Raw genomic sequence first — 23,551 nt, forward strand, 5'->3', positions numbered from 1 at the left:
GGGCTGGTCGCTGTGAGCGAGCGCAAGTCCTGCAAGACCGACGTGAGCGATGAGCAGTGGGCGCTGGTCGAGCCGGTGATCATCGCGTGGAAGGGTGCGCACCCCTCGGTCAGCGGCCATCAGGGCCGGTACGAGATGCGGGAGATCGTCAACGCGCTGCTCTACCAGGGCCGGACCGGTTGTCAGTGGGACTTGCTTCCGCACGACTTTCCGCCGCCCGGCGCGGTGAAGTACTACTTCTACATCTGGCGCGACGACGGCACCGACCAGACCATTCACGACCTGCTGCGCTGGCAGGTGCGGGAGAAGACGGGCCGGAAGGCGGACCCGAGTCTGGTGGTGCTCGATACGCAGAGCGTGCACGCGGCGGCCGGTGTGCCCGCTGGGTCGACGGGGCGTGATGCGGCAAAAAAAGTAGCGGGCCGCAAGCGCGGCCTGGCCGTTGACGTTCTGGGGCTGGTGATCGCGGTGGTCGTGGCGGCCGCGTCGGCGCACGACAACGCCGTCGGGATCGCGCTGCTGGACAAGGTCGCCGCCGACACGGATGCCGTGGAGAAGGCTCTGGTCGACCAAGGCTTCAAGAATGCCGTCGTCGTGCACGGGGAGAAGGTGGGCATCGCGGTGGAGGTCGTGGAGCGCAATCCCGCGCAGAGCGGGTTCGTTCCCCAGGCCAAGCGGTGGGTCGTGGAGCGCGCCTATGGGATCTTGATGTTGTCCCGCAGGCTGGTGCGCGACTACGAACACCGGCCCCGCAGTTCGGAGTCGCGGGTGTACTGGGCGATGACCGCGGTGATACTGCGCCGGTTGACCGGGGCGACCACGCCGGCCTGGCGCACCGCATGACCGGCGGGGAGCTGACGCTCGGGGCGGTGCTGGCCCGGGTGGAGGAGCGGGAAGGAGAGATCGCCGCGCAGGCCGAGGCGGCGAAGGAGTAGATCGCGCAGCTCACCGCACAGCTCAACGAACTCGACCGGGCCGCCGAGGAAGTCCGGATCATGCGTGAGACACTGCTGGAACTGCCCGACCCTCAATTGTCCGCGGCACCGGCACCGAACTGCCGGACCATCCGGCCTACCAGCAGATCATGGCCGTGTTCACCGCGGCCGACCATCCGCTGCGGGCGCGGCAGGTCTGCGAGGCGATGGACCTGACGGTCGCGCCCAACAACATCAACAACATCCGCCTGAAGCTCAAGCGGCTGACCGACCGCGGGATCCTGGCCGAGACCGAGCAGGGCTTGTTCACCCAGCCCCGGCCATAGCCGTCCGGCGCAGCCACGACCTGTCCGCTCACTCCGGACGAAACGAAGAATCGGGCGTCAAGTCTCATAGCGCCCTCTCAGTGCCTGCAGGCCGAGTCAGTCCTCTGCCACCTGATAGGCCACACCGAGCACCACCAGGCTGGGCCATCCGGCCCCGACACGGACAACCGCCTCGCGGATGACGAGTACGCCGGCGCCGTACATCACCAGCAACAGTGGAAGCAGCCACGTGATCGTGACGGCGACGGCGGTGTACGTCAGTTCCGCGCACAACGTCGTCAGCAGTGCCAGGGTCCACGCGGCGCGCAGTCGGCCGTTTTTGGGCTGGGAGGGCCCTGGTTGGACAGGCCAGGCCGGGGGGCTGGGATTCATTGTCTGCGCTTTCCGTACGGTTTCATGCCTGGTCATGGGCGTCGATCAAGCCTTGGATGTCGATCTTGGTCATGGCGTGCAGGGCGGTGAGGACGCGTTCAGCGGTCGCTGGGTCGGCGCTGCGGAGGAGTTCCCGCAGGTTCGTGGGCAAGACCTGCCAGGTCACTCCGAAACGATCGATCAGCGAGCCGCCCGGCCCTTCCTCGCCGCCATCGGTGAGGCTCGCCCAGAGGGCGTCCAGCGCCGGCTGGGTGTCGCACTCCGCATACATGGAGATGGCGCGGGTGAAGGGATATTGCGGTCCGCCGTTGAAGGCGACGTATCGCTGTCCGCCCAGAGTGAAGTCGACGGTGGTGACGCGACCGTCCGGGTCCCGCCGGATGTCACCGATCTGGGAATCGGCGAACAGCGTCGTGTAGTAGGTCGCGACTGCTTCAGCCTGGCCGTCGAGCCACAGAAAGGTGCTGACGTGCATGGTGTTTTCTCCTACGGCTTGATTGTTCGGTGATGTGCGAGGTCGGTGTAACTGTCGAGCACGACGGTGTCGGCCACCTTCTCCAGACCCCGGCCGACGATGCGTCTGGGCAGGTACGGCAGGGCCCGCACCGACTGGTTCCGCAGCCACATCTGCGCGTGCGAGTCAGGCATCAGGCCGCCGTCGCCGGATGCGCGGGCGAATTCCTGGGCACGGTCGACGAACTCGCGCATCCCCGATTCGTACGCGGCGTGGGCCACACGGTGATCGCCCCCTGCCTTGAAGAGTTCGCCGGCAAGGATGTAGGCGCCGACCAGGGCGAGGCTGGTGCCGATCCCGGACATGGGAGAAGCGCAGAAAGCGGAGTCCCCGACCAGCACGGTGCGGTCGATCGACCAGGTGTCGACGTGCACTTGCTCAACCCGGTCGAAGTAGAAGTCGGGCGCGTCCCAGATCTTCGACAAGAAACCCGGAACTTCCCACCCGGCGTCCTCGAAATGGCGAGCGACGATTCGCTTCTGCGCGGCAACGTCACGCCAGTCGAACTCGAGGCCAGGGGCGCGGAAGAAGAACCCCGCGAGCGCCGTGCCCGGTTCGGCCAACGGGCGCAGACCCGCTGTTCTGCCGGGCCGGTCGGCGCCACCGGGCATGGTGTACATCAACTGCCAGCCGTCAAGATCGACATCCGTCGCGAGGGAGAAGAGAGCGATGAAGGAGTCGAGGTCACGTATGTAGCGGGCCTCAGGGCCGAACGACAACCGACGCACGGCGGAATGCACGCCATCCGCTCCCACGAGGAGATCGAACCGTCTGGACTGGCCCTTCTCGAACGCGACAGTGACGCCGTCCTCGTCCTGCTGCACGTTGGTGATCGCATTGCCGAAGGCATACTCGACGTCATCGCGGATCGTGCCGTAGAGGATCCGGGCCAAGTCGGTGCGGAGGAGCGCCCACTCGGCAACAGGTCCGCCGGACGGCCCGAATACGTCGGTGCCCAGCCTCGCCACCGGCTTGCCCTTCTCATTGATGAAGGCCATGCCGCGGGCACCGATTCGAGCGCGTCGGACCTGCGCAACGAGACCCATGCGTTCGATCACCTGTCGCGCGGTGCCGCGGATGTCGACTGCGTGGCCACCCGTGCGAGGGGCAGGGGCACGTTCCACCACGGCCGGCCGGAACCCGTACTGGGCCAGCCAGTACGCCAGGGCTGTCCCGGCGATGCCACCCCCTGACACGAGGATGTCGCGATTCTCCATACGTCCATCTCCTCCGTCCTTCTATACGCTGTTTCACGCGTCGCTATGCGTACACCGTATTGACCCAACCTCAAGAAAAATAGGGATCAGCAGGTACACAATGAACTAGTGCATCGACCGAAGTGAACTAGTTCAATATGCTCTGACATCCTGGATGCGGGCCCAAGTCACCGGAGGATCACGTGCCGTCAGCGCAGTACACCGAACCGCCCTACCGCGTGATCGCCGCGGAGATTCGCTCCCGGATCGTCAGCGGTGATCTCCGTCCCGGTGACCGAGTGCCGTCCATCCGGGCCATCGCGCAGCGGTGGGGCGTCGCGATCGCGACCGCGACCAAGGTGACAGCCGCCCTGCGCGACGAGGGGCTCGTCGAGGCGAACGTCGGTTCCGGCACGGTGGTCAGCCCACAGGCCGGCCGTCAACGGGCACCCACGACTCACGGCGCCGCTCCGACCGCACGGGGAGCCGAGACGCCCGATCAGGAGTTGCTACGGCTGCGCATCCTCAGGACCGCCATCGAACTTGCCGATGCCGACGGGCTTCAGGCGCTGACGATGCGCCGGCTCGCGGCCAGGCTCGACCTCGGGCCGATGTCCCTGTATCGCCATGTCACAGGCAAGGAGGAACTGCTGATGCAGATGGCCGACCTCGTGTTCGGTGATCTCAGTCTGCCTGAAGAGGGTCCGCAGGGGTGGCGCGCCAAACTCGAACTCGTCGCCCGTCAGCAATGGCGGCTGTGTCGACGGCATCTGTGGCTGCCTCACGTCGTCTCGTTCACTCGCCCCGTCCTGGTCCCCAACATGATGGCCCACACCGAATGGACCCTGCGGGCCCTCGACGGACTCGATCTCCCCATGGACGTCCGACTTCAAGAAACGCTCACCCTGCATGCGCTCGTCGTGACCATCGGACTGTCCAGGGCCGACGAGGCCCAGGCCGAGAGGAACACCGGCATGACATTGAATCGCTGGTCCGAAACTCAGCGGTCCCACCGCCGGGAGCTCCTCGCCAGCGGAAGATTTCCCCTCCTGGCAACCATCTCGGACGACACGGCACCCGACTTGGACGTCCTGTTCGAGTACGGACTGGAACGCCATCTCGACGGCTTCGCCGCACTGGTCGGCGGCCGCAGGGGCAGCTCCGCTGCGCCGGCGTAGTCGATTGGTCCCCGTACCTCAGCTGCATGGTGCCGGGATGGAGCACCCGTGCTGGGATGCCCCCTCCCAAACCACGTTTCCGCAGGTGGGAGCTGGTACTACGGATTCCGTTACAGGTACCCAGGGTTTCGTAGCGGGTCTGTTCAGGGCCGTGGCCGGTGGGATTGGTCCACGGGGCAGTTGGTCTCAACACGTGCGGTGTGCTGTACGCCAGAACGGCAGCCGTGCACAGCTCCACGCACTCCGTCACGGTCTCGCCGTGGAAGAGGAGCCGCTTGAAGCCCTCCGGCCGACCTTGCATGAGGCACCTGAGAGTGACCTCCAGCGAGCCCATGGGCAGAGCTGCCAGAGAGCCGACGGCTTCGCCGATGCTGGGGCCGCCAGCACGGTGACGAAACCCTCTGGCAGCGAGTACGGCCTGCGTCGCCAGGACAACCGCCGTCGCGTTGTCGTGGACTTGCTGCTGCCGCTCGTCGTCTTCGGACGGCTCGTGTGCGGCGGGCAGCGCGGCTTCGTGCGCTGCTATGAAGAGGTCTACCGGCGAAACGGCGAGGAAGTACCCGCTGCCCGGCGCACCTGCCGACCGCGCCCAGCGGCGAGCCCTGTTCTTCCACCGCCCTGGGGTCGGGGGCCGTTCTGTCAGGAATGCGCAGAGCACCCCGAGATACGTCGTCAGTCATGTCTTCCTTCCTGGCGGTCTCCGGACGCCCCGCCGCCCCGCGCAGAGCGCGCACAGGTGCGGTGGTGACGCGGACCGACGGCATGGCGGGCGCCATTCCCACGTCGGGACTCGTTGGTCCGGGTTGAGTCGGGCATCTCCCCGCGCCGCCTGTCCGCCTCTGTTTCCTGTCCTTGGCCGGGGACGAGAGGAGAAGACCGGGCCGAGGTACGAAACCCGGTCTTCATCCTTCCGTCTCCGACGGGACAGGGCTCATGCGGATCAGTGCCCAGATGACGTTGACGCATCGGCGGGCGAGGGCGAGGACGGCCTGGACGTGCTTCTTGCCCTCGGCGCGTTTGCGGTCGTAGAACTTACGCGAGTTCGGGTCGTAGCGGTGTGGGTGCCGAAACCCGATCCATGGCCTGTGACGTGTAGGTTCTCCCCAACGTCCGGCCCTGGTAGAGCAGCGCGTTGACGATCTCCCGCATCTCGTACCGGCCCTGATGGCCGCTGACCGAGGGGTGCGCACCCTTCCACGCGATGATCACCGGCTCGACCAGCGCCCACTGCTCATCGCTCACGTCGGTCTTGCAGGACTTGCGCTCGCTCACAGCGACCAGCCCAACATGCCCATGACCGCCAACCGGCCGGAAGGCCGCACTGCCACACGTTCAGGTGACGACAAAGAACCTGTGCGCTCACATACCGCCCTCTCAGAGCGCCCCCCGGAAGGCCCGTCGTCGGCTCCGGACCCGTCGGCCGGTCACGGCGAAGGCCGCGGATCCGTCGGCCGGCCACGGCGAAGGCCCCGGACCGTCCTGGGCGGACGCTCCGGGGCCTTCGACGTCAGGCTGTGAAGCTCATGAAGCTGCTGAACTCGCACCCGCGTGGCGAACGCAGTCGCGTGCGAGTTCGGGGTTCGCCGGTCAGGAGCGGTAGAGAGGGCCCGCTGAGTCCCTTCCGGCGGTCAAATCAAGTAGAGACGGGGGCTCAGCCCTGGAGGGTGGCGACCTTGGAGGCCAGCGCCGACTTCTTGTTGGCGGCGGCGTTCTTGTGGATGACACCCTTCGAGACAGCCTTGTCGAGCTGACGGGACGCCTCGCGAGAAGCCGCGGTGGCCTTCTCGACGTCACCGGCGGCAGCGGCCTCGCGGGCCTTGCGGATCGCGGTCTTGAGCGACGACTTGACAGCCTTGTTGCGCAGGCGTGCCTTCTCGTTGGTCTTGTTCCGCTTGATCTGGGACTTGATGTTCGCCACGTTATGAGCCTTCTCAGCTTTGATGAATTCGTTTGACTCGGTACAGCACTCAGTACAGCCGCGTCCGGACTCCCACCCCCGCCGAGGCGGAGTGAAGAGGGAGACAGGATGCAGCTAGCCAGGCTAGCAGCGACCCCGCGACCGGCCCAAACCGGTCGCAGTCCCGCGCCCATGGGACCATGGAGCCTACGTATCGATCCGCGTCCACCCGAGACGAGACGCCGCGCGTCTCAAGAATCAGGACCCTGCGTGCCCGCGACCCCTCTCCACGTGCCCGAGCCGAGCCGTACGGACCCGGCGCTGCTCCGCAACTTCTGCATCATCGCCCACATCGACCACGGCAAGTCGACGCTGGCCGACCGGATGCTCCAGCTCACCGGAGTGGTCGACCAGCGGCAGATGCGCGCTCAGTACCTCGACCGGATGGACATCGAGCGCGAGCGCGGCATCACGATCAAGTCCCAGGCGGTCCGGCTGCCCTGGGCCCCCACCACGGGGGAGGGCCAGGGCACCACCCATGTCCTCAACATGATCGACACGCCGGGACACGTGGACTTCACCTACGAGGTCTCCCGTTCGCTCGCGGCCTGTGAGGGCACCGTCCTGCTGGTGGACGCCGCCCAGGGCATCGAGGCGCAGACGCTCGCCAACCTCTACCTGGCGATGGAGAACGACCTCACCATCGTGCCGGTGCTCAACAAGATCGACCTGCCGGCCGCCCAGCCGGAGAAGTTCTCCGAGGAACTGGCGAACCTCATCGGCTGCCAGCCCGAGGACGTGCTGCGCGTCTCGGCCAAGACCGGTGTCGGCGTGGACGCCCTGCTCGACAAGGTGGTCAAGGAGGTCCCGGCGCCCGTCGGTGTGAAGGACGCCCCCGCCCGCGCGATGATCTTCGACTCGGTCTACGACTCCTACCGGGGGGTCGTCACGTACGTCCGGGTGGTCGACGGCCAGCTCAACAAGCGTGAGCGGATCCGGATGATGTCCACCGGCGCCACCCACGAGCTGCTGGAGATCGGGGTCTCCTCGCCGGAGATGACCCCGGCCGACGGCATCGGCGTCGGCGAGGTGGGTTACATCATCACCGGCGTGAAGGACGTACGGCAGTCCAAGGTCGGCGACACGATCACCACCCTGAACAAGGGGGCGACCGAGGCGCTCGGCGGGTACAAGGACCCGAAGCCGATGGTCTTCTCCGGCCTCTATCCGCTGGACGGCTCGGACTACCCCGAGCTGCGCGACGCGCTCGACAAGCTCCAGCTCAACGACGCCGCCCTGGTCTACGAACCGGAGACCTCCGCGGCGCTCGGCTTCGGCTTCCGCGTCGGCTTCCTCGGGCTGCTGCACCTCGACGTGATCCGGGAGCGGCTGGAGCGCGAGTTCGGCCTCGACCTGATCGCCACCGCCCCCAACGTGGTCTACCGCGTGGAGATGGAGGACGGCAGCGAGCACACGGTCACCAACCCGAGCGAGTTCCCCGAGGGCAAGATCGACTCGGTGCACGAGCCGGTCGTACGGGCCACGATCCTCGCTCCGAGCGAGTTCATTGGCGCGATCATGGAGCTGTGCCAGAGCCGCCGCGGCACGCTGCTCGGCATGGACTACCTCTCCGAGGACCGCGTCGAGATCCGCTACACGCTGCCGCTCGCCGAGATCGTCTTCGACTTCTTCGACCAGCTCAAGTCCAAGACCCGCGGCTACGCCTCGCTCGACTACGAGCCCACCGGCGAGCAGACCGCCAACCTGGTCAAGGTCGACATCCTGCTCCACGGCGACAAGGTCGACGCCTTCTCCGCGATCACCCACCGGGACCAGGCGTACGCGTACGGGGTGCGGCTGGTCGCCAAGCTCCGCGAGCTGATCCCGCGGCAGGCGTTCGAGGTGCCCATCCAGGCGGCCATCGGCTCCCGGGTCATCGCCCGTGAGACCATCCGCGCCATCCGCAAGGACGTGCTGGCCAAGTGTTACGGCGGTGACATCTCCCGGAAGCGGAAGCTGCTGGAGAAGCAGAAGGAGGGCAAGAAGCGCATGAAGATGGTCGGCAGCGTGGAGGTCCCCCAGGAGGCGTTCATCGCCGTGCTGTCCAGCGACGACTCCGGGGGCAAGGCGAAGAAGTAGCCGCTCCGGCGGAGACGGCGCCGTTCCGATGCCGCTTTCCGTACCACTACCACCGCTACGGGCCCTCACATCGCGCTGTGAGGGCCCGTAGCGGCATCCGTACGGCAGCGCGGCCCGGGTGGGGGCGGTGGGGGCGGCTTTGTTATGAAGCGGCAGCCCACCGTCCCTTACGCGCCGGGCGGGCGGCCCTTACCCTGAGCCCAGATTCATAGTTACTCGTCGGTTAGTTACTCGTCAGTCATGATGGTTCTCGCCAGTCACAATTCAGTCAGCACGTCGGCAGCGCTGCCGCGGGCCCGGAGGATGCCGTGAGCGACACACAGAACTTGATCGAGAACCGGCCGCCCTCCGTGGCGACCCTCTTCGTTGAGCGCGTGGCGGCCACGCCGGACGCGGAGGCGTACCGCTACCCCGTGCCCGCCGCCGGCCCCGGTCCCGACGAATGGCGCTCGCTGAGCTGGGCCGAGGCGTCGGCACGGGTGTACGCGATGGCCGCCGGGCTGATCGCGCTCGGCGTACGGGCCGAGGAGCGGGTCGCGCTCGCCTCCGCCACCCGCGTCGAGTGGATCCTCGCCGACCTCGGGGTGATGTGCGCGGGCGCCGCGACGACCACGGTCTACCCCTCCACCAACACCGACGAGTCCGCGTACATCCTCTCCGACTCGGAGAGCCGGGTGCTGATCGCCGAGGACGCCGCCCAGCTCGCCAAGGTGCGCGAGCGCCGCGCCGAGCTGCCGCGCCTCGCCCATGTCGTGGTGATCGACGCGGCCGGCGCCGAGCCCGCCGAGGGCGATCCCGAAGGGTGGGTGCTCTCGCTCGCCCAGCTGGAGGCGCGCGGCACCGCGTACCTCGCCGAGCACCCCAAGGCGGTCGAGGAGCGGACCGAGGCGATCACGGCCGAACAGCTCGCCACCCTCATCTACACCTCGGGCACCACGGGCCGCCCCAAGGGCGTACGGCTGCTGCACGACAACTGGTCGTACATGGCCAAGGCGATCGCCGCCACCGGCCTGATCAGCGAGAGCGACGTGCAGTACCTGTGGCTGCCGCTCGCCCATGTCTTCGGCAAGGTGCTGACGTCCGGGCAGATCGAGGTCGGCCACGTCACGGCCGTGGACGGCCGCGTCGACAAGATCATCGAGAATCTGCCGGTGGTCCGGCCGACCTACATGGCCGCCGTGCCGCGGATCTTCGAGAAGGTCTACAACGGCGTCGCCGCCAAGGCGCGGACCGGCGGTCCCGCCAAGTACAAGATCTTCCAGTGGGCGGCCGGGGTCGCCCGCGAGCACGCCAAGGCCGCGCAGGACAACTTCCGCCGTACGGGCACGAGGTCCGTGCCGTTCGCGCTCGGTGCCCGCCACAAGGTGGCCGACGCGCTCGTCTACAGCAAGCTCCGCGAGGCCTTCGGCGGCCGGCTGCGCGCCGCCATCTCCGGCTCCGCCGCGCTCGCGCCCGAGATCGGCTACTTCTTCTCCGGCGCCGGGATCCACATCCTGGAGGGGTACGGACTGACCGAGACCAGCGCGGCCAGCTTCGTCAACCCGGGCGAGGCGTACCGCACGGGCACGGTCGGCAAGCCGCTGCCCGGCACGGAGGTGCGGATCGCCGACGACGGCGAGATCCTGCTGCGCGGGCCGGGTGTGATGGCCGGATATCACGGGCTGCCGGAGAAGACGGTGGAGGTGCTGGAGTCCGACGGCTGGTTCCACACCGGGGACATCGGCGAGCTGTCGGCCGACGGCTATCTGCGGATCACCGACCGCAAGAAGGACCTGATCAAGACGTCGGGCGGCAAGTACATCGCACCGGCCGAGGTCGAGGGCCAGTTCAAGGCGGTCTGCCCGTTCGTCTCCAACATCCTGGTGCACGGCGCCGACCGGAACTTCTGTACGGCGCTGATCGCGCTCGACGAGCCGGCGATCCTCGGCTGGGCGGCCGAGAACGGCATGGCGGGCAGGCCGTACGCCGAGGTGGTCGCCTCCCCGGAGGTCGAGGGGCTCGTCGACGGGTACGTGAAGCGGCTCAACCAGGGCCTGCAGCGCTGGCAGACCATCAAGAAGTTCCGGCTGCTCCCCCGCGACCTGGACATCGAGCACGGTGAGCTGACGCCCAGCCTCAAGCTCAAGAGGCCCGTCGTGGAGCGCGAGTACAGGAATCTGCTGGACGAGATGTACGAGGGCTCCCGCGCGGCCTGAACCGCGAGGCCCGACCGCGCGGTCCGATCTCGCGCCGTGCCCGCGCGCCGTGCCCGCGCGGCCCGATCGCGCGGCCTCGCGGTGCGGGAGGGCGGGCGATCGGGTGCGACGGACGGTGCACGAGCGGACCGCTCCGGCGGGTCCCACGGGGCGTACGAGGCGGGCGTGGCGTGCACGACGGGCGGGGCCGGAAGGGCAGACCTGTTGCCCTACCGGTCCCGCCCGCGCCGTAGTTCGCCGAGGGCGTCCTCGATCCGCTCCAAGTGGCGTCGTACGTCGGCCAGATGCTCCGGGGCGTCGCTCCGCAGCGCGTCCTCGATCTTCGTCAGCCGGCCCGCGACCTCCTCCAGCTGCTCCTGCTCACGCGCCAGTGCCCGCTCCAACTGGCGGTTCTTGCGGTGCAGATCGAGGAAGACGCTGACCTTGGCCCGCAGCATCCACGGGTCGAAGGGCTTGGTCAGGAAGTCGGCCGCGCCGGTGGCGTACCCGCGGAAGGCGTAACCGCTGTCGGACCCCGGCCCGTTCAGGAAGATGATCGGAATGTCCTTGGCCCGGTCGAGCTTCTTGATCCGGTACGCGGTCTCGAAGCCGTCCATACCGGGCATCCGGACGTCCAGCAGCACCAGGGCGAACGGCTGGCGCAGCAGCGCCTCCAGCGCCTCTTCCCCCGAACGCGCCCGTACCAGCCGCTCGTCGAGCGAGGCCAGCACCGCTTCGAGCGCGATGAGGTTGTCCTCCATGTCGTCGACGAGCAGGATGCCCGCACGTTCCGTGCCGACCACTGTGCCGTTCATGTGCTGATCATCCTTGTTGCTCCTTGTCCGGCCTGTGTCTTTCGGCCAGGGAGGCAAGAATGCTCTGTCCGGGGCGCTTTCGCACGCGGTTCCGGCGGTTTGGCCCGCCGTACGCGCCACCCGTCGCGCCACCCCTTCCGCAACCCTCCCGCAACCTTTCCGCAACCCCTCCCGCACGGACCCGCCCGGCGCGACGTTTCCGCTGTCAAGACCCCGGGGCAATCTCCGGTGACTTCCCTAACTCGGTGCGTAGGAATGCCCTCCGTCTGTCACTCTGTCGGGATCGTAAGCGGCACAACGCCAGAACCGGATCAGGAGCCGCAGTGGGGCCCATTCCGATCCCGCGCGAAACCCGCCACCGTCCGGCACCCCAGGTGCCGTTACGGAGGGACGCGCGGTCCATCTCCCGTACCAGCCTGCCCGGCAACCCGCTCGCCCCGTCCGCCGCACGCCGCTTCGCACGCGCGGCGCTCGCGGACTGGACCCGCCTCGGGCTGCTCGCCACCTGCACCTTCTGCCAGGGGGAAACGTGTTGCTCCCCCGGCCGGCACAGCACCGATCTGCTCGCGGACGACGCGGTGCTGATCGTCGACGAACTCGTCACCAACGCGGTCGTGCACGCGGGCACCACCGTCGAACTGCTCTGCCGGCTCGAAGTCCCCTCCGGGGACGCTCCGGAGGATGCCGCCGGGGACGACTCCGGGGACACCGCCGAGGCACCTGCCCCCGACGAACCGGCCGCGCTCGTCCTCGAAGTCTCCGACCACCATCCCGCGCGGCCCGTGCAGAGCGACCCGAACGGAGCGCCGCCGTCCGGGTCCGGCACCCCCGGGTCCGGCACCCCCGAGTACGGCCGGGGGCTGCAACTCGTCTCCGCGCTCGCCGAACGCTGGGGCATCACCTACCGCTCCGGCCTCAAGACCGTCTGGGCCCGGCTCCCCCTCGAAGGCCGGGACGCGGGTCCCGGCCGGAGCCCGGCCGAGCCGGCGGCGCGGCGCGGGCCGCGCGCCGCAGGCCTCGCCGCCCCGGCGGCGAGGCGCACGGTCCGCGACGACCCGGAGTGGGCCGGCGGGGGCGCGCACTCCTTCCTCGCCGAGGCGTCCGAACTGCTCGCGGGACAGCTCGACGAGGACCTGGTCGCCGCGCTCGCCGGTCAGCTGCTGGTGCCCCGTCTCGCCGACTGGTGCGCCGTCTGGCTGGACGGGGAGGACGCCCAGGCTGCCGCCGCGCCCCGGCTCGCCCGCGTCTGGCACGCCGACGAGTCCCGGATCGAGCCGCTGCGCACGGCGCTGGAGAAGGAGTCGCCCCGGCTTCCGGCCCCGCCGTACGCCACGCCGGTACCGGTGCCCTGGCCCGCTCTGGAGACGACCGCGAACGACGGGACGGAGGCGGCGGAGGGCTCGGCCGTGGAGGGCGCGGCGCTCGCCTGCCGGCTCGTCGCGAACGGCCGCTCCCTGGGCACCCTCATGATCGGCCGCCCCGGAGGGAGCACCGTCCCCGGCGAGGTGACCTCCCTCGTCGAGGACTTCGCCCGGCGCGTCGCCCTGGGCATCGGCGCGGCCCGCCGCTATGCCCGCCAGGTCACCATCAGCCGCGTCCTCCAGCGCGGGCTGCTGCCCAGCCAGGTGGCGCGCATCCCGGGCGTCACCAGCTCCCTCGTATACGAACCGAGCGACGACGGGCTCGCGGGCGGCGACTTCTACGACGTCTTCCCCTGCCCGCCGGACGACCGCTGGTGCTTCATGCTCGGCGACGTCCAGGGCAGCGGCCCCGAAGCCGCCGTCGTGACCGGCCTCGCCCGCCCCTGGCTGCGGCTGCTCGCCCGCGAGGGGTACGGCGTCGGCGCGGTCCTGGACCGCCTCAACCGGCTGCTGCTCGACGACGCGACGGAGGCGGCCGAGTCGGCGTCTCTGATGGCCGCTGTGGCGGCCGGAGGGACCGGCGCCCCGCCAGGAGCCCCCCAGGCGTCTCCGGGGCTCCCCGAGGGCCGCCAGGCCCGTTTTCTGTCGCTCCTGTACGGCGAGCTGACGCCCCGGCCGGACGGCACGGGCGTACGGTGCACCCTCGCCAGCGCCGGTCACCCCCTGCCGCTGCTCCTGCGGCCGGACGGCACCGTACGGCCCGCCGCGGAGCCGCAGCTGCTGCTCGGGGTGGTCGAGTCCGTCGCGTACGAGAGCAGCACCTTCGACCTGGAACCCGGGGACACGCTGCTCTGCGTCACCGACGGGGTCACGGAGCGCCGCTCGGGCCGCCGGATGCTGGACGACGGCGACGGGCTCGCCCGCGCCCTGGCGGGGTGCGCGGGGCTGACGGCGCAGGGCGTCGCGGAGCGGATACGGCGCGCGGTGCACGACTTCGCGGAGACGCCGCCGGGGGACGACCTGGCGCTGCTGGTGCTCCAGGCGGAGTGAGACCGGGCGGGGCACGGGGCGCCGTGGGACGCGCCCCGTGCCCCGCCCGGTCCGTCCCGTACGGGACACTGGGGGCATGCCTTCCGCACTGCCCGACGGCGACCCCATGCCCGAGACCGGCGCGCTGCCCCCGCACGCCCTGGCGGGCGCGGCGGACCGGCCGCTCGGCTTCTACCTGCACGTTCCGTACTGCGCGACCCGCTGCGGCTACTGCGACTTCAACACGTACACGGCGACCGAGCTGCGCGGCTCCGGCGGCGTGCTGGCCTCCCGCGACAACTACGCCGACACCCTCGCCGACGAGGTCGGGCTGGCCAGGAAGGTCCTCGGCGACGACCCGCGCCCGGTCCGTACGGTCTTCGTCGGCGGCGGCACCCCGACCCTGCTCGCCGCCGGGGACCTGGTACGGATGCTGGGGACGATCCGCGACGAGTTCGGTCTCGCGGACGACGCCGAGATCACCACGGAGGCGAATCCGGAGTCCGTGGACCCGGCGTACCTCGCCACCCTGCGCGAGGGCGGCTTCAACCGGATCTCCTTCGGCATGCAGAGCGCCAAGCAGCACGTCCTGAAGGTCCTTGACCGCACGCACACCCCGGGCCGCCCCGAGGCGTGCGTCGCGGAGGCCCGCGCCGCGGGGTTCGAGCACGTCAACCTCGACCTGATCTACGGCACACCGGGGGAGACCGACGCCGACTGGCGCGACACCCTCGCGGCGGCGGTGGGCGCGGGCCCCGACCACATCTCGGCGTACGCGCTGATCGTCGAGGAGGGCACCGGGCTCGCCCGCCGGATCCGGCGCGGCGAGGTGCCCATGACGGACGACGACGAGCACGCGGACCGCTACCTCATCGCGGACCGGGTGCTCGCGGAGGCGGGCTTCTCCTGGTACGAGGTGTCCAACTGGGCCACCACGGAGCGGGCGCGCTGCCTCCACAACGAGCTGTACTGGCGCGGTGCGGACTGGTGGGGCGCGGGCCCCGGCGCCCACAGCCACGTCGGCGGCGTGCGCTGGTGGAACGTGAAGCACCCCGGCGCGTACGCCCAGGCCCTCGCGGAGGGCCGCTCCCCGGGCGCGGGCCGCGAGCTCCTCACCGACGAGGACCGCAGGGTCGAGCGCGTCCTGCTGGAGCTGCGCCTGGCCGACGGCTGCCCCCTGTCGCTCCTCCGCCCCGCCGGCCTCACCGCCGCCGCCCGCGCGCTGTCCGAGGGCCTGCTCGCCCCGGAGCCGTACGACGCGGGACGCGCGGTGCTGACGCTGAAGGGCCGCCTCCTGGCGGACGCCGTCGTCAGGGACCTGGTGGACTGATCACTCCCCGGGGTGAATCCCAGCGGATTCGGGGGCGGCTGCTTAGGCTGTTTTCCTCATCTGCCGCCAACAGACGCGGCGGAATGTGGAGGTTCACGGAGATGACCGCTGTGGATGAGCGACCGATCACCGACGCTGCCAGGATCTTCGAGGACCTTGAGGTCCCCGAGGGATTCAAGGCGGAACTCCTCAGGGGGGACATTGTGATGACGGCCGGGCCCGACCGGGTCCACAATTCGATCGTGGAGTCTGTGCAGGACCAGATCCCACGCAAGATCTGGCGCCGTCTCCAGACCCAGGACATCACCATTCCCGGGGAGACGAGCGAGCCGCAGCCCGACCTGGTGGTCCTTGAGCGAGGAGCCGAGGAAGGCCCCGGACGGCACATCCCGGCCCCCGCCGTCGAACTACTGCTGGAGGTGGTCTCCAAGACCAGCGTGGACCGGGACTACGGCGTCAAGCGCTCGATGTACGCGGCGGGGCGGGTGCCCGCGTATCTGATCGTTGACCCGATGGCGGCGCGCTGTGTCCTGCTCACCGACCCGGTCGGCACCGGCGAGAAGGCTGATTACCGCACCGCGCGGACCTACGGGTTCGGCGAACCCGTACCGCTGCCCATGCTCGACGTGGAGCTGGACACTTCCGAGTTCGAGACGCTGCCCGAGGTCAGGACGCACCGCCGACCGTGACGAAGTCGATCAGCTCCTCCACCCGGCCCAGCAGCGCCGGCTCCAGGTCCCGGTAGGAGTGCACGCGGGACAGGATCGCCTGCCACGCCGCCCCCGTGTTCGCGGGCCAGCCCAGCGCCTCGCACACGCCCGTCTTCCAGTCCTCGCCCCTCGGCACCTTCGGCCAGGCCCGGATGCCCACCGAGGACGGCTTCACCGCCTCCCATACGTCGATGTACGGGTGGCCCACCACCAGGACGTCCGCGCCGCCCGCCGCCGCCGCGATACGGGACTCCTTCGAGCCGGGCACGAGATGGTCGACCAGCACGCCGAGCCGCGCGTCCGGCGTGGGGCCGAACTCCGCCACCACCGCCGGGAGATCGTCGATGCCGCCGAGGTACTCCACGACCACGCCCTCGATGCGCAGATCGTCGCCCCAGACCTTCTCCACCAGCTCCGCGTCGTGCCGCCCCTCCACATAGATCCGGCCCGCCCTGGCCACCCGCGCGCGGGCGCCCGGCACCGCGACCGAGCCCGAGGCCGTACGCGCCGGGGCGGCCGGACGCGAGGCACCCCCGCCCGGGCCGCCCGGCCGGGGGCGGACCAGCGTCACCGGCCGGCCCTCCAGCAGGAAGCCGCGCGCCACCATCGGGAAGACCCGGTGCTTGCCGAACCGGTCCTCCAGCGTGACCGTCGGCCCCTCGGCGGTCTTCTCGCAGCGGATCACCGCGCCGCAGAAGCCCGTCGTCACCTCCTCGACCACCAGATCGGGTTCGGCGGGGACCTCCGGCGCGGGCGTGGACTTCTTCCACGGGGGCGTCAGATCGGGGCTGTAGCTGCGCATGCGCACGACGATATGCGGGGGTCGCCCGCCGGGCTACGCGGGCGGCCCCGACCCGCCGAACCGCGCCGCCAGCGCGTCCCGTTGCGCCCGTACGAACGCCGCGTCCACCACCGCCCCGTGCCCCGGTACGTACACCGCCCCGTCCCCGCCGCCCAGCGCCAGCAGCCGGTCCAGGGCGGCGGGCCAGCACGCCGGGACCGCGTCGGGGCCCGCCTGGGGCTCGCCCGACTCCTCCACCAGGTCCCCGCAGAAGACCACCGCCGGGGCGCCGGGAGGCTCCCCGCCCGCCCCCGGCACCAGCAGCGCCAGGTCGTGCGCGGTGTGCCCCGGGCCGACGTTCGCCAGCAGCACCCGCCGCCCGCCGCCCAGGTCCAGCGTCAGCTCCCCGCACACCGCGTGCCCCGGCCGTACCAGCAGGTCCACCGCCTCGGCCGCCTCGGCCTCCGCGACACCCTCCCGCACCGCCTCCTCGTACAGGCTCCCGGCGGGGCCGCCCGCGCCGCCCCCGGACAGCAGCTCCGCCGCCCCCACCGCCCCGTAGACCGCCACCCCCGAGAACGCCGCCGCCCCGAGCACATGATCGAAATGCGGATGGCTGAATGCGACATGCGTCACGCGCCGGCCGCCGAGCAGCGCCCGCGTCTGCGCCCGGAGTTCGGCGCCCTCCCGCAGCGTCGACCCCGTGTCGTAGAGCAGCGCGCCCCGCTCACCGGCCACCAGACCGACGGTCGCGTCCCACCCCGGCAGGCGTCTGCGGCCCACTCCGGGGGCCAGCCGCTCCCACCCGTACTCTTCCCAACGGACGTCCATACCGGGACGCTACGGGAGAGCACTGACATCCGGCGCCGGGATTCCGCCGGGATCCGCCGGGTAGCCTGGTCGGCCGCTCTTGCTCGGGATACGCCTTACGGCCGTACACTGAACCGGGAGCGCTGGCACTCCGCAGGAACGAGTGCCAATGAGCGCAGCGGCGGGCGAAGGACGACGGACGACATCGGGAGGTGTGCGCCATGCTCAGCGAACGCAGACTCGAGGTGTTGCGCGCGATCGTCCAGGACTACGTCGGCACCGAGGAGCCCGTCGGCTCCAAGGCACTCACCGAGCGGCACAAACTGGGTGTCTCCCCGGCGACCGTGCGCAACGACATGGCGGTGCTGGAGGACGAGGGCTTCATCGCCCAGCCGCACACCAGCGCCGGGCGCATCCCGACCGACAAGGGCTACCGGCTCTTCGTCGACCGGCTGGCCGGGGTCAAGCCCCTGTCCCTGCCGGAGCGCCGTGCCATCCAGAACCTGCTGGACGGAGCCGTGGACCTCGACGACGTCGTGGGCCGTACGGTGCGGCTGCTCGCGCAGCTCACCCGGCAGGTGGCCGTCGTCCAGTACCCCTCGCTGACCCGTTCGACGGTGCGGCACGTGGAGCTGCTGGCGCTCGCGCCCGCCCGGCTGATGCTCGTCCTGATCACGGACACCGGACGGGTCGAGCAGCGCCTGGTCGACTGCCCCGCGCCGTTCGGCGAGACCTCTCTCGCCGATCTGCGGGCCCGGCTCAACAGCCGGATCGTCGGACGCCGCTTCACGGACGTCCCGCAGCTCGTGCAGGACCTGCCCGACTCCTTCGAGCAGGAGGACCGGGGGACCGTGTCGGCGGTTCTCGCGACCCTGCTGGAAACCCTGGTCGAGGAGACCGAGGAACGGCTGATGATCGGCGGAACCGCCAACATCACCCGCTTCGGACACGACTTTCCTCTGACCATCCGGCCGGTGCTGGAGGCGCTGGAGGAGCATGTGGTGCTCCTCAAGCTGCTCGGCGAGGCCGCGGACCCCGGCATGACCGTACGTATCGGGCACGAGAACGCCCATGAGGGCCTCAACTCCACGTCCGTCGTCGCGGTCGGCTACGGTTCGGGCGACGAGGCAGTCGCCAAACTCGGCGTGGTCGGACCGACCCGCATGGACTACCCCGGAACGATGGGAGCGGTACGCGCAGTGGCACGTTACGTCGGACAGATCCTGGCGGAGTCGTAAGTGGCCACGGACTACTACGCCGTACTCGGCGTACGCCGCGACGCATCTCAGGACGAGATCAAGAAGGCATTCCGCAGGCTCGCGCGCGAGCTGCACCCGGATGTCAATCCCGATCCGAAGACGCAAGAGCGCTTCAAGGAGATCAACGCCGCGTACGAGGTGTTGTCGGACCCGCAGAAGAAGCAGGTCTACGACCTCGGCGGCGACCCGCTGTCCTCCAACGGGGGCGGCGGCGCGGGAGGGTTCGGAGCCGGCGGCTTCGGCAACTTCTCGGACATCATGGACGCGTTCTTCGGTACGGCGTCGCAGCGCGGCCCGCGCTCGCGGACGCGGCGCGGCCAGGACGCGATGATCCGGCTGGAGATCGACCTCAACGAGGCGGCCTTCGGCACGACCAAGGACATCCAGGTCGACACGGCGATCGTCTGCACGACCTGCTCGGGCGAGGGCGCCGCGCCCGGCACCTCCGCCCAGACCTGCGACATGTGCCGCGGCCGCGGCGAGGTCTCACAGGTCACCCGCTCCTTCCTGGGCCAGGTCATGACCTCGCGGCCCTGCCCGCAGTGCCAGGGCTTCGGCACGGTCGTGCCGACGCCGTGCCCCGAGTGCGCGGGCGACGGCCGGATCCGCTCCCGCCGTACGCTCACGGTCAAGATCCCCGCGGGCGTCGACAACGGCACCCGGATCCAGCTCGCGGGCGAGGGCGAGGTCGGCCCGGGCGGCGGCCCCGCCGGTGACCTGTACGTGGAGATCCACGAGGTCCCGCACGCGACGTTCCAGCGGCGCGGCGACGATCTGCACTGCACGGTGACGATCCCGATGACCGCGGCGGCGCTGGGCACGAAGTGCCCGCTGGAGACGCTCGACGGCATGGAGGAGATCGACGTACGGCCCGGCACGCAGTCCGGCCAGTCGATCCCGCTGCACGGCCGCGGCATCACGCACCTCCGCGGCGGTGGCCGGGGCGATCTGATCGTCCATGTCGAGGTCATGACCCCGACGAAGATGGACCCCGAGCAGGAGCGCCTGCTGCGCGAACTGGCCCAGCTCCGCGGCGAGGAACGGCCCACGGGCCAGTTCCAGCCAGGGCAGCAGGGGTTGTTCTCGCGTTTGAAGGACGCGTTCAACGGGCGGTAGGCGGGTTTGTCCGGCCGGGGGTCCGGGGGTTGGCCCCCGGGTCAGTGCGGTCAGCCAGGGCGGCAGGGGCTGTTCTCGCGCTTGAAGGACGCCTTCAACGGGCGGTAGGCGGGCCCTTTGAATGCTGCCTCAACGGGCAGCGCGCGGTTCGTTCGGGCCGGGGCCGGGGACGGCCTCCGGACCCCGCGTCCTGCCTGGTGCGGTGCCGATTCGGAGGTGCCGTGGCTGACATGGCACCATGCCTGCATGTCCTCCGCACTGACCGATCTCTGCCGGTATCCGATCGTGCAGGCCCCCATGGCGGGCGGCGCGTCCTGCCCGCAGCTCGCCTCGGCCGTCTCCGAGGCCGGAGGTCTCGGGTTCCTCGCCGCCGGCTACAAGACGGTCGACGGCATGTACGAAGAGATCAAGCAGGTCCGGGGTCTCACCGGCCGGCCCTTCGGCGTCAACCTCTTCATGCCGCAGGCGCGCTACGCCGACCGCGCCGCCGTCGAGGTCTACCGTAACCAGCTCGCCGGTGAGGCCACCTGGTACGAGACCCCTCTCGGCGACCCCGAGACCGGGTGGGACGACGCGTACGAGGCCAAGCTCGCCATCCTGCTCGACGACCCGGTGCCGGTCGTCTCCTTCACCTTCGGGTGCCCGACCAGGACCACCCTCGACGCGTTCGCGGGGGTCGGTACGTACACGGTCGTCACCGTGACCACGCCCGAGGAGGCCCAGACCGCCCAGTGGTCCGGCGCCGACGCCGTCTGTGTGCAGGGCATCGAGGCCGGCGGCCACCAGGGGACACACCGTGACGACCCCGCCACCGACGGCGCGGGCATCGGACTCCTCTCGCTGATCGCGCAGGTCAGGGAGGCCGTCGAGCTGCCGGTCATCGCCGCGGGCGGCCTCATGCGCGGTGGCCAGATCGCCGCCGCACTCGCGGCGGGCGCCGACGCGGCGCAGCTCGGCACCGCCTTCCTGGTCTGCCCGGAGTCCGGGGCCAACGCCCTGCACAAGCAGGCCATGACCAACCCGCTCTTCGTACGGACCGAGCTGACCCGGGCGTTCTCCGGCCGCCCCGCGCGCGGGCTCGTCAACCGCTTCATGCGCGAACACGGCCCGTACGCCCCTCCCGCCTACCCCGAGGTGCACCACCTCACCTCGGGGCTGCGCAAGGCCGCCGCCAAGGTGGGCGACGCGCAGGGCATGGCGCTCTGGGCGGGCCAGGGCCACCGGATGGCGCGCGAACTGCCCGCCGGGAAGCTGGTCGAGGTCCTCGCGGGCGAACTCGACGCGACCCGCGCCTCGTTCATGCCCGGCCTGGGCAGCGCGCCGTGACCGCACCCGTCTTCGTCGTGGACGACTTCGGCCCCGGGCACAGCGAGAGGTTCGTCCTGGACGGGCCCGAGGGCCGGCACGCCGTCTCCGTGAAGCGCATGCGGCCCGGCGAGGACGTCGTCCTGACCGACGGCGCCGGCCGGTGGGCCGACTGCGTGGTGCTGGCGGCCGAGGGCAAGGACCGGCTCGTCGTCGAACTCAGCTCGGTGACCGAGGAACCACCGGAGACCCCGCACATCACCGTCGTCCAAGCCCTCCCCAAGGGCGACCGGGGCGAACTGGCCGTCGAGACCATGACGGAGACCGGTGTCGACGCCATCGTGCCGTGGGCCGCGGCGCGCTGCGTCACGCAGTGGCGGGGCGAGCGGGGCGCGAAGGCGCTCGCCAAGTGGCGGGCCACCGCGCGCGAGGCGGGCAAGCAGTCGCGCCGGGTGCGGTTCCCCGAGGTCGCCGACGCCATGACCACCAAGCAGGTCGCCGCGCTGCTCGCCACGGCGGACTTCGCGGCGGTCCTCCACGAGGACCGGGCGGCGGACAGCGCCGCGCTGGCCACCGCCGAACTGCCGGACGCGACGGGCGCCGTGGCCTCGATCGTGCTGGTTGTGGGCCCCGAAGGGGGCGTGTCGCCCGAGGAGTTGACGGTCTTCGCGGCGGCGGGAGCACGGCCGTACCGACTGGGCCCCAGCGTGCTGCGCACCTCCACCGCGGGTACGGCGGCCACGGCGCTGCTGATGGGCCGTACGGGCCGCTGGTCCTGACGTACGCGGCCCGACGCGCGGCACGGCGTGGACGGCGGGGGCGGGGCGGACGGCGGGGCCGACACCGCTCCACCGGGGGACCGCGGCCGATAGCATGCGTCCGTACGGAACTGATCACCGACCGACACCAGCTCTGCCGAGGAGGCCGGGAACATGGCCGGAGAACCGCAGGCCGACTGCCTGTTCTGCAAGATCGTCTCGGGGGACGTACCGGCGACCATCGTGCGCGAGAGCGAGACCACCGTCGCCTTCCGGGACATCAACCCGCAGGCCCCGACGCATGTCCTGGTCATTCCCCGCGCGCACTACCCGGACGCCGTCACCCTCGCCACCGCCGAGCCGGTCGTCGCCGCGGACATACTGCGCGAGGCGGCGGCCGTGGCCGCCGACGACAAGGTCGACGCCACCGGATACCGCGTCGTGTTCAACACGGGCTCGGGCGCCGGCCAGACCGTCTTCCACGCCCACGCCCACGTGCTGGGCGGGCGCGGCCTCAACTGGCCCCCCGGGTAGGCGCCTTGTCCGTACGCGAACTGGTCGTGCTGGGCACCGCCAGCCAGGTGCCCACCCGTCACCGCAACCACAACGGCTATCTGCTGCGCTGGGACGGCGAGGGTCTGCTCTTCGACCCGGGCGAGGGCACCCAGCGCCAGATGCTGCGCGCCGGGGTCGCCGCGCACGACATCAACCGGATCCTCGTCACGCACTTCCACGGCGACCACTCCCTCGGCCTCGCCGGGGTCGTCCAGCGCATCAACCTCGACCAGGTGCCGCACGAGATCACCGCGCACTACCCGGCGAGCGGCCGGCGCTTCTTCGAGCGGCTGCGGTACGCGACGGCCTACCGCGAGACCGTCGCCCTGACCGAGGCGCCCGTCACCGGCGACGGCGTCCTCGCGCGCACCCCCGCGTACACCCTGGACACGCGGAAGCTCTCGCACCCCGTCGAGGCGTACGGCTACCGCCTCACCGAACCCGACGGCCGCCGGATGGACCCCGCGCGGCTCGCCGCCCACGGGATCGCGGGCCCCGACGTGGGCCGGCTCCAGCGCGCGGGCGTGCTGAACGGCGTCACGCTGGAGCACGTCAGCGACGTCCGGCGCGGACAGCGGTTCGCCTTCGTCATGGACACCCGGCTCTGCGACGGGGTGTTCGCGCTCGCCGAGGGGTGCGACCTGCTGGTCATCGAGTCGACGTTCCTGAACGAGGACGAGCGGCTCGCCACCGACCACGGCCATCTCACCGCGGGCCAGGCGGGCCGCGTGGCGGCGGAGTCCGGCGTACGGCACCTCGTGCTGACGCACTTCTCGCAGCGCTACAGCGACCCCGACGAGTTCGAACGGCAGGCGCGCGCGGCGGGCTTCGAGGGCGAACTGACGGTCGCCGCCGACCTCGTACGGGTAGCGCTGCCCAAGAGGTCGGGCGGATAGGTGGGGCGGCGTCGCGTGCCGATGGGCGGCGCCCGGCGGCGTTGACGGTGGAGCCGGAGGACCCGACGCTCCCGCGTCGCCTCCCTCCTCCGCCT

The 23,551-nt window shown here is 70.7% G+C and carries 21 protein-coding genes and 1 pseudogene; 14 read left to right on the plus strand and 8 right to left on the minus strand.

Annotated features, from left to right (window positions below; all coding sequences use genetic code 11):
- The first annotated feature begins 12 nt into the window (after positions 1-12).
- Together AB0P17_RS39060 and AB0P17_RS39065 are read left to right on the plus strand one after the other, a co-directional pair.
- Positions 13-843, plus strand: coding sequence for an IS5 family transposase (locus tag AB0P17_RS39060; RefSeq protein WP_365819084.1), 831 nt, complete (start codon positions 13-15; stop codon positions 841-843).
- A 241-nt stretch (positions 844-1,084) separates the two neighbouring features.
- Entirely contained in the window at positions 1,085-1,261 is a 177-nt protein-coding gene (locus tag AB0P17_RS39065; RefSeq protein WP_365819086.1) for a hypothetical protein, read from the plus strand.
- A gap of 96 nt (positions 1,262-1,357) precedes the next feature.
- On the opposite strand, the gene AB0P17_RS39070 is transcribed toward AB0P17_RS39065, so the two are convergent.
- From AB0P17_RS39070 to AB0P17_RS39080, 3 genes are read right to left on the minus strand one after another with little or no spacing between them, the layout of a single operon-like run.
- A complete protein-coding gene (locus AB0P17_RS39070; protein WP_365819088.1) occupies positions 1,358-1,633 on the minus strand; it encodes a hypothetical protein in 276 nt (91 codons plus the stop codon).
- Between the two features lie 22 nt (positions 1,634-1,655).
- The gene (locus AB0P17_RS39075) at positions 1,656-2,108 is read right to left on the minus strand and encodes a VOC family protein (protein ID WP_326611284.1); all 453 of its coding nucleotides are present in this window, start codon (positions 2,106-2,108) and stop codon (positions 1,656-1,658) included.
- Between the two features lie 11 nt (positions 2,109-2,119).
- Entirely contained in the window at positions 2,120-3,364 is a 1,245-nt protein-coding gene (locus AB0P17_RS39080; protein WP_365819090.1) for an FAD-dependent monooxygenase, read from the minus strand.
- A gap of 218 nt (positions 3,365-3,582) precedes the next feature.
- On the opposite strand from AB0P17_RS39080, the gene AB0P17_RS39085 reads away from it, so the two are divergent.
- Positions 3,583-4,521, plus strand: coding sequence for a TetR/AcrR family transcriptional regulator C-terminal domain-containing protein (locus AB0P17_RS39085; RefSeq protein ID WP_365819092.1), 939 nt, complete (start codon positions 3,583-3,585; stop codon positions 4,519-4,521).
- A gap of 1,107 nt (positions 4,522-5,628) precedes the next feature.
- Here AB0P17_RS39085 and AB0P17_RS39090 read toward each other — a convergent pair.
- Positions 5,629-5,793 (minus strand): annotated as a pseudogene (locus tag AB0P17_RS39090) (transposase); the annotation flags it as partial.
- 379 nt (positions 5,794-6,172) lie between these two features.
- A complete protein-coding gene (rpsT, locus tag AB0P17_RS39095; RefSeq protein WP_329827156.1) occupies positions 6,173-6,439 on the minus strand; it encodes a 30S ribosomal protein S20 in 267 nt (88 codons plus the stop codon).
- 249 nt (positions 6,440-6,688) lie between these two features.
- On the opposite strand from rpsT, the gene lepA reads away from it, so the two are divergent.
- Together lepA and AB0P17_RS39105 are read left to right on the plus strand one after the other, a co-directional pair.
- Complete coding sequence (gene lepA, locus AB0P17_RS39100) at positions 6,689-8,557, plus strand: translation elongation factor 4 (protein WP_365819095.1); 1,869 nt, start codon at positions 6,689-6,691, stop codon at positions 8,555-8,557.
- 308 nt (positions 8,558-8,865) lie between these two features.
- A complete protein-coding gene (locus AB0P17_RS39105) occupies positions 8,866-10,752 on the plus strand; it encodes a long-chain fatty acid--CoA ligase (RefSeq protein WP_365819097.1) in 1,887 nt (628 codons plus the stop codon).
- Positions 10,753-10,961: 209 nt separating this feature from the next.
- Here the strand turns inward: AB0P17_RS39105 and AB0P17_RS39110 are convergent, their stop codons facing one another.
- On the minus strand, positions 10,962-11,546 hold the full coding sequence (locus AB0P17_RS39110) for a response regulator (RefSeq protein ID WP_365819099.1): 585 nt from the start codon (positions 11,544-11,546) through the stop codon (positions 10,962-10,964).
- Between the two features lie 323 nt (positions 11,547-11,869).
- On the opposite strand from AB0P17_RS39110, the gene AB0P17_RS39115 reads away from it, so the two are divergent.
- The 3 genes from AB0P17_RS39115 to AB0P17_RS39125 all read left to right on the plus strand — a co-directional run bounded on the left by AB0P17_RS39115 (position 11,870) and on the right by AB0P17_RS39125 (position 15,955).
- Positions 11,870-13,957, plus strand: a complete 2,088-nt coding sequence (locus tag AB0P17_RS39115; RefSeq protein ID WP_365819101.1) for an ATP-binding SpoIIE family protein phosphatase — start codon at positions 11,870-11,872, stop codon at positions 13,955-13,957.
- A 76-nt stretch (positions 13,958-14,033) separates the two neighbouring features.
- Positions 14,034-15,266 carry a radical SAM family heme chaperone HemW gene (hemW, locus tag AB0P17_RS39120; RefSeq protein WP_365819103.1) on the plus strand — a complete coding sequence of 411 codons (1,233 nt, stop codon included), beginning with the start codon at positions 14,034-14,036 and terminating at the stop codon, positions 15,264-15,266.
- Positions 15,267-15,367: 101 nt separating this feature from the next.
- Complete coding sequence (locus AB0P17_RS39125) at positions 15,368-15,955, plus strand: Uma2 family endonuclease (RefSeq protein ID WP_365819105.1); 588 nt, start codon at positions 15,368-15,370, stop codon at positions 15,953-15,955.
- Here AB0P17_RS39125 and AB0P17_RS39130 read toward each other — a convergent pair.
- Together AB0P17_RS39130 and AB0P17_RS39135 are read right to left on the minus strand one after the other, a co-directional pair.
- Entirely contained in the window at positions 15,933-16,778 is an 846-nt protein-coding gene (locus AB0P17_RS39130) for a DUF3097 domain-containing protein (RefSeq protein WP_365819107.1), read from the minus strand. The genes AB0P17_RS39125 and AB0P17_RS39130 overlap by 23 nt on opposite strands.
- Positions 16,779-16,811: 33 nt before the next feature.
- Entirely contained in the window at positions 16,812-17,588 is a 777-nt protein-coding gene (locus AB0P17_RS39135; protein ID WP_365819109.1) for an MBL fold metallo-hydrolase, read from the minus strand.
- Positions 17,589-17,788: 200 nt separating this feature from the next.
- Here AB0P17_RS39135 and hrcA point away from each other — a divergent pair, with 200 nt between their 5' ends.
- From hrcA to AB0P17_RS39165, 6 genes are all read left to right on the plus strand, one after another.
- On the plus strand, positions 17,789-18,805 hold the full coding sequence (gene hrcA / locus AB0P17_RS39140) for a heat-inducible transcriptional repressor HrcA (protein ID WP_365819111.1): 1,017 nt from the start codon (positions 17,789-17,791) through the stop codon (positions 18,803-18,805).
- The gene (gene dnaJ / locus AB0P17_RS39145) at positions 18,806-19,942 is read left to right on the plus strand and encodes a molecular chaperone DnaJ (RefSeq protein ID WP_365819113.1); all 1,137 of its coding nucleotides are present in this window, start codon (positions 18,806-18,808) and stop codon (positions 19,940-19,942) included.
- Between the two features lie 246 nt (positions 19,943-20,188).
- Positions 20,189-21,268, plus strand: coding sequence for a nitronate monooxygenase (locus AB0P17_RS39150; RefSeq protein WP_365819115.1), 1,080 nt, complete (start codon positions 20,189-20,191; stop codon positions 21,266-21,268).
- On the plus strand, positions 21,265-22,026 hold the full coding sequence (locus tag AB0P17_RS39155) for a 16S rRNA (uracil(1498)-N(3))-methyltransferase (RefSeq protein ID WP_365819117.1): 762 nt from the start codon (positions 21,265-21,267) through the stop codon (positions 22,024-22,026). Before AB0P17_RS39150 ends, AB0P17_RS39155 begins: the two co-directional genes overlap by 4 nt.
- Before the next feature lie 153 nt (positions 22,027-22,179).
- A complete protein-coding gene (locus tag AB0P17_RS39160; protein WP_365819119.1) occupies positions 22,180-22,539 on the plus strand; it encodes a histidine triad nucleotide-binding protein in 360 nt (119 codons plus the stop codon).
- Positions 22,540-22,544: 5 nt separating this feature from the next.
- Entirely contained in the window at positions 22,545-23,456 is a 912-nt protein-coding gene (locus tag AB0P17_RS39165; protein ID WP_365819121.1) for a ribonuclease Z, read from the plus strand.
- Positions 23,457-23,551: the final 95 nt, after the last annotated feature.

Origin of the sequence: Streptomyces sp. NPDC088124 (assembly GCF_040685895.1) — a bacterium.
Taxonomy (GTDB): Bacteria; Actinomycetota; Actinomycetes; order Streptomycetales; family Streptomycetaceae; genus Streptomyces.

Bases quoted from the DNA above. Each gene is read 5' to 3' on its own strand.
- AB0P17_RS39065 (WP_365819086.1), top strand. From the start codon at position 1,085: ATGGCCGTGTTCACCGCGGCCGACCATCCGCTGCGGGCGCGGCAGGTC.
- hrcA (WP_365819111.1), top strand. From the start codon at position 17,789: ATGCTCAGCGAACGCAGACTCGAGGTGTTGCGCGCGATCGTCCAGGAC.
- AB0P17_RS39075 (WP_326611284.1), bottom strand. From the start codon at position 2,108: ATGCACGTCAGCACCTTTCTGTGGCTCGACGGCCAGGCTGAAGCAGTC.
- AB0P17_RS39160 (WP_365819119.1), top strand. From the start codon at position 22,180: ATGGCCGGAGAACCGCAGGCCGACTGCCTGTTCTGCAAGATCGTCTCG.
- AB0P17_RS39070 (WP_365819088.1), bottom strand. From the start codon at position 1,633: ATGAATCCCAGCCCCCCGGCCTGGCCTGTCCAACCAGGGCCCTCCCAG.
- AB0P17_RS39150 (WP_365819115.1), top strand. From the start codon at position 20,189: ATGTCCTCCGCACTGACCGATCTCTGCCGGTATCCGATCGTGCAGGCC.
- AB0P17_RS39125 (WP_365819105.1), top strand. From the start codon at position 15,368: ATGACCGCTGTGGATGAGCGACCGATCACCGACGCTGCCAGGATCTTC.
- AB0P17_RS39080 (WP_365819090.1), bottom strand. From the start codon at position 3,364: ATGGAGAATCGCGACATCCTCGTGTCAGGGGGTGGCATCGCCGGGACA.
- AB0P17_RS39130 (WP_365819107.1), bottom strand. From the start codon at position 16,778: ATGCGCAGCTACAGCCCCGATCTGACGCCCCCGTGGAAGAAGTCCACG.
- AB0P17_RS39135 (WP_365819109.1), bottom strand. From the start codon at position 17,588: ATGGACGTCCGTTGGGAAGAGTACGGGTGGGAGCGGCTGGCCCCCGGA.
- hemW (WP_365819103.1), top strand. From the start codon at position 14,034: ATGCCTTCCGCACTGCCCGACGGCGACCCCATGCCCGAGACCGGCGCG.
- AB0P17_RS39110 (WP_365819099.1), bottom strand. From the start codon at position 11,546: ATGAACGGCACAGTGGTCGGCACGGAACGTGCGGGCATCCTGCTCGTC.